Source organism: Streptomyces sp. NPDC005963 (assembly GCF_040638655.1).
In the GTDB taxonomy this organism is placed as follows: Bacteria; Actinomycetota; Actinomycetes; order Streptomycetales; family Streptomycetaceae; genus Streptomyces.
This window is the reverse complement of the sequence record NZ_JBEXVD010000066.1, coordinates 1-4889: the sequence shown is the minus strand read 5'-3', so window position 1 is coordinate 4889 and position 4889 is coordinate 1. Positions and strand designations below refer to the sequence as shown.

Sequence of the window (4889 nt, the reverse complement as noted above, 5' to 3'; positions counted from 1 at the left end):
GAGCCGACGTGCTGTTCGCAATGCTCCGCGACGGCACCTTCTACGACCCCCAACCCACCCCCACAGGTTGACGAAACCCATAGGGGCACCCCCCGGGAATGCCAGAGGACCCGTCAGGCGTGGACGACGAGGCTGCGGCTGGCCCGTTCGTGGAGGAAGCGGTGTCGGGAGCGGTTGCGGGCGAGGAACAGCAGATCGATCACCAACACGATGGTGAACCATCCCCAGCCCGCGATGAGCGCCCAGAACACGAACCCGCGCCCGAGGGCTCCCCAGCCCGGTTTGCCGTGGGTGGTGCGGTTGACCACCCGAAGTCCCTGGGCGCGCTTGCCGATCGTCGTGCCGAAGACCATGACGGCGAAGAACTCGTAGAGGAAGGCGGTGGCGAAGGAGAGCTGGATCGCCACCACCGTTCCGGTCGGGCCGACGTCGCTCCCGAGTCCGTAGATGAGCGACATCATCAGGGCGAACGCCGGGGGGAGGATCAGTGCATCGAGGCACCGCGCTCGGAAGCGCAGCCCCAACCCGGCCGGTAGCCCTTCGGTCGATCGCGCTTCGGCCGGTCGTGTTTGTGGTGGTGTTGTCGTGCCCGGTGCGGACGTTGCGGACGGTGCAACGGGGGATTGGGTGCGGGACCGAGGCGCGGACACGACTGTCGCCGGAGCGGTGGGCGCGATGTCCACCGGGCTGGCGGCAACGGGGGAGCGGGCGTGGTCCACCACCGTCGCCGGGTGCGTCAGGGACAAGGCCGCACCGGACGTAGTGGGATCGGGTGCCAATCGGGCCAGCGCGTCGGACAGTGCGGTGTGCATGGCCGTCGCGTTCGCGAAGCGCTCCGCGGGCTTCTTCGCGAGGGCACCGAGCACGACCGCATCGATTTCGGCGGGGAGGTCGGGGCGGAGCTCGATCGGTGGTGTCGGCGGCTTCTGGATATGGGCGAGCAACACCACGAAGGGAGAGTCCCCACGAAACGGTGGGCTCCCCGTCAGCAGTTCGTAGAGCAGACAGCCCACGGAGTACAGATCGGAACGGCCGTCCGTGGCATCGCCTTCTGCCTGTTCCGGCGAAAGGTAGGAAGGCGTCCCCACCGAAACCCCCGTCGCCGTCAACCGGGTCGAGGTGTCCGCCAACAGTTTGGCAATGCCGAAGTCCAGCACTTTCGCCCGGTTCCTGCTGCCCGTGCCCCCTGCCAGTGGGCCGACGACCATCACATTGGACGGTTTGATGTCCCGGTGGACGACGCCTTCGGCATGGCTGTGCTCCAGTGCCTCCAGGATCTCCAGCGTGATCCCCACCGCCTGCTCTACCGTCAACCGCCCTGCGGCGGCGATCTCGGCGAGGGTCCTGCCCTTGACCAACTCCATCACCAGGTAGGGCATCGGCGGGTCCTGGGTCGTGTCCTCGCCGATGTCGTGCAGCACCGCGACGCCCGGATGGTTCAACCGGGCGACCGTGCGGGCCTCCCGGTGGAACCTGGTCCGGAAGTCCGGCTCCCGAAGGAATTCGGTGGGAAGGACCTTCACCGCCACTTCACGGCCGAGTTCGCGATCGACGGCCGCGTAGACCACGCCCATGCCGCCGCGTCCGAGGATTCCCGTGACGTCGTATCTGTTCGCAATGGTTTCCATGCGCACCCCCCAGTGCATCCCGCGTCCCGCGCCTCACCACCCGCGCAGGACGCTCAGTATGACGGCTGTCCGCCTTCGGCACCCGGGAAATCCCCACGTTGGAAAGGGCCTTCAACAGACCCAATGCCCCCGTGTGCGCCAGGGGTTCGCCGCCACTGTTGTGGGGGAACCGGTTCCCATCGCCGGTCCTCCCGGACGGCTGTCGGCAACGCATCCGAAGGGCCCTGTCGGGTCCCGGGACCGTCCGCGGAGGGTGCCGGGCGCGTGGGGAACACCCTTGGGCCGGAGTGGGGTGCTCGGGTTTGACTTTTATCAGGTCTTTACGATTATGTGCGGATTCACATATCAAGATCCAGGGGTCGTACATGCACCGTTCCATTCGTTCCGCCGCCGTGGCCTCCGTGGTTGCCGCCGGCCTCGTGTTCGGCCTCGGCGCCTGCTCCGAGATCAGCGATGCCGCGAAGGATGAGGCTGTCGACCAGGTCGACAAGGCGGTGAACGAGGAGTACGACGTCACCTACGAGGTCACGGGCAAGAGCGTCGACTCCATCCAGTTCTCGTCCGGTGGCGGAAGCGCAACGGCACCCAAGATGGAGACGGTGGAGAAGCCGACGCTGCCGTGGACGAAGACCGTGACGCTCCGCGGGATCATGCCCCCGTCGGTCCTCCCCGTCGCGCTCGATGCCGGGGCCGACGCGAAGGTCACCTGCAAGATCATTTACAAGGGGAAGGCGATCGCGGAGGAGTCCGGAGGCGGCCTCGCCGCCGCCGGGGGCTGTGTCGCGGTCTCGCCGCTCGCTCAGTAACCGACGCGGCTCGAACCATCCGTCCATGCGGCAGGAACCTCTCCTGTCCCGCCGGTCGAGGTGGTGAAGGATCCAGGGTGCGCACGACGGGGAGTCGTGCGCACCCTTTTGCGTGGTGGGGGTAGGGGGCGGCTGTCCCGTCCGGGTGAGGGCGCGTCAAGGCGGGCGCGGATACACCGGGGGTGTGTAAGGAAAGGGTGGGGCGGGAGGGTTGGACGCCGCCACGGACGCTGAATGCCGGCTGAGACGGTCCTGTTGGGTGCACTGCTCGCTGACTGGTTTAAGTCGAAGGGTGAGCGATGGTGACAATTTAGGTAAGGCTCACCTAATATGATCAGTGTCGACTTCGGGTCCCCCACTCCGAGTGGCCTCTCCCTGTCTTTGTCCAAGCCCGGGGCGCAGATACGCACTTACACGTGTCGGTAGCCCTATCTCTCCGAAGGAGACATGCAACGCATGTCCATGCCTCGCAACAGCCGTCTGGCTGCCCTCGCCGCATTGACCGTCGTATCCGTGGGCGCGGGCGTCCTCGCCGTCCCCGCGGTTGCGGCCCCCGCCGCACAGACGTCTGCGGCTCTTGCCGCGACGGCCGCGGCACCCAAGAGCGGCGAAGCCACCGCCGCATCCCCGATCCTGGCCTCCGGCCAGGTCGGCTGGGGCTTCAAAGCATCCTGGGTCGGCTATGTGACGGGCCTCGGGGGCTCGGTGACCGAGGGCGGGGGCGCGACCAAGGGCGCGGGCGGGGTCATCTCGTACCCCGTGAAGCACGGCTCGGTGAATCCCGTCGGTCGTGACGCCGACGTGCGCTTCTCCGGCTCCGTGACCTACGCGGTTCCCGAACACGGGATCAAGGCGATCACCCTCGCCAACCCACGGGTCGTGCTGACGGACGGCGTGGGCACCCTTCACGTCGACGTGTCCACGGATCTGGAGGGCAGCACCCCGACGCCCGCCGTCACCGTGCCGTTCGCCTCCTTGAAGGCGTCCGCGAGCGCCCTGAACGGTTCCACGATCAACTGGTCGGGAATCACGGCGACGCTGACGGACAAGGGCGCGGAGATCTTCTCCTTCCAGGGGCGGCCCATGTACCCGGTCGGCACCGTGCTGGACACCCTCGCCATCGGCGGCAAGGTCACCGTGCCCAAGCTGACGGTCAGCCAGGTGGCCGGCCTCGGCGCGGAGAACGAGGTGACGGTGACCGGAAGCGGCTACCTCCCCGGCCGCGGTGTGTACCTCGCCCAGACCGTTGCACTGCCCGGCACCACCTACCCGAGCGTCTTCGGCAACGCCGCCTGGATCCGTGAGGTCGGCGCCGACGGCACCTTCACCACCAAGCTGAAGCTCGGCGAGACCTTCACCCCCAACGGCGCTCCCGCCGTGAACTGCCTCACCACCGCCTGCTTCGTCGTGAGCTTCAACTCCCACGACGGCACCGACAGGACCTGGATGTCCTCGCGCGCCCAGGACGTCGCCCGGTCCATCAGCTTCGGCGCCGTGGCGGTGACCACCCAGCCGAAGTCCCGCACCGTGCGATCGGGCGCCACCGCGACCTTCACCGCAGCAGCCACCGGCGCGGACTCGGTCCGTTGGGAGCGCAGCACCGACCGCGGGGCCACGTGGACCACCGTAGCCGGTGCCACCTCGAACACCCTGTCGGTGAAGGCGAGTGGCGCCCTCAACTCCAACCGCTACCGGGCCGTGTACACCAATGCGATCGGTGAGGTGGCCACGTCCTCGGCGACGCTGACCGTCTCCGCCGTGCCCACCCGCGTGACCTCCTTCAACGCCTCCCCGGAGCCGGTGGCGAAGGGCGGCAAGCTGGCCATCACCGGCACGCTCCAGACGATGGGGTCGACCAACGACACCTGGCGTCCGCTGGCCAAGACCTCCCTCGTGATCGAATCACGAGCCAAGGGCGCCACCGCCTGGACCAAGGCGACGAGCGTCACATCCGGTACGAACGGCACCTTCTCCGCCTCCGTCACCGCGACCAAGGACAGCGACTGGCGCGCCCGCTCCGTCGGCACCACCGACCGTGCCGCCGCGGTGAGCTCCAGCGATTACGTGGACGTCCGTCTGAAGACGGCGATCTCCAGCTTCAACGCCGGCCCGGAGCCGGTCCGCAAGGGTCGCACGATCACCGTGACGGGCACCCTGCGCAGCCTGGACGGGACCTGGAAGAACACCGCCGGCCAGTCGGTGACGATCTGGTTCAAGACCGACGGCGCCAAGACCTGGTCCAAGCAGAGCACGGTCCGCACCAACAGCAAGGGCGCGTTCACCAAGGCGTTCACGGCGAACAAGGACGGCAGCTGGAAGGCCGTGTTCACGGCCACCACCTCCCGCCTGGGCACCAGCAGCGGCGCCGACAGGGTCGACGTGCGCTGACGCATCGGCAGGGAGACGCACGGCGCGGTGGACGGCCGGTGTCGGCGGGGCTTTCGGCCCCGCCGAC

3 protein-coding genes are annotated in these 4889 nt (G+C 68.2%); 2 read left to right on the top strand and 1 reads right to left on the bottom strand.

Annotation, left to right across the window (positions count from 1 at the left end):
• Positions 1-113: 113 nt before the first annotated feature.
• Complete coding sequence (locus ABZ348_RS34470; RefSeq protein ID WP_358939929.1) at positions 114-1628, bottom strand: protein kinase; 1515 nt, start codon at positions 1626-1628, stop codon at positions 114-116.
• 365 nt (positions 1629-1993) lie between these two features.
• On the opposite strand from ABZ348_RS34470, the gene ABZ348_RS34465 reads away from it, so the two are divergent.
• On the top strand, positions 1994-2434 hold the full coding sequence (locus tag ABZ348_RS34465) for an MmpS family transport accessory protein (RefSeq protein WP_358939927.1): 441 nt from the start codon (positions 1994-1996) through the stop codon (positions 2432-2434).
• 456 nt (positions 2435-2890) lie between these two features.
• Positions 2891-4822, top strand: coding sequence for an HtaA domain-containing protein (locus tag ABZ348_RS34460; RefSeq protein ID WP_358939925.1), 1932 nt, complete (start codon positions 2891-2893; stop codon positions 4820-4822).
• Positions 4823-4889 lie beyond the last annotated feature (67 nt).